Here is a 595-nt window from a genome sequence, read left to right as displayed (position 1 = left end):
TGTGTTTGAGGAGGACGAGACCCCCGAGCCCGGCGATGTCAACAAGACCCTGCTGGAGAAGACCGTCAAGTACGCCGATACCCTGTCCACTGAGGGTGTCACCGACACCGCCAAGAAGGCCTTTGAGGACGCTCTGGCCAACGCAAAGACCGTTCTGGCTGACGCCGACGCCACCCAGGACGAGGTCAACGCCGCTTGGAACCAGCTGCTGGAAGGCATCTGGGGCCTGGGCCTGACTCAGGGCGACAAGGAGCTGCTGAACCTGACCATTGAGCGCGCCGAGGACATGATGGCCAACGCCGACAAGTACATGCCCGACCACTGGCAGGATCTGGTGGACGCTCTGGATGCCGCCAAGAAGGTGGCTGAGGACGGCGACGCCATGCAGGAGGACGTGGACAAGGCCGCTGGTGACCTGCTCAACGCCATTCTGGCCCAGCGCTACAAGGCTGACAAGTCCATCCTGGAAGGTCTGCTGGCTGAGGCGGAGACCGTGGACACCACCGGGGCCAGCGAGGTTGCCGTGGCGACCTTCCGCACCGCTCTGGCCACCGCCCGGGCCGTGATGGCTGACGCCACCCTGTCCGAGGACGAT

General features: G+C 64.5%; 1 pseudogene. It reads left to right on the top strand.

The annotated features are described in order from the left end of the window. Positions 1-595, top strand: a pseudogene (locus E0L15_RS12200) (FIVAR domain-containing protein); the annotation flags it as partial.

Origin of the sequence: Pseudoflavonifractor sp. SW1122, assembly GCF_012027765.1 — a bacterium.
GTDB lineage: Bacteria > Bacillota > Clostridia > Oscillospirales > Oscillospiraceae > Enterenecus > Enterenecus faecium.
The sequence above is the reverse complement of the archived record's forward strand: the minus strand, read 5'-3'. Positions and strand labels throughout refer to the sequence as shown.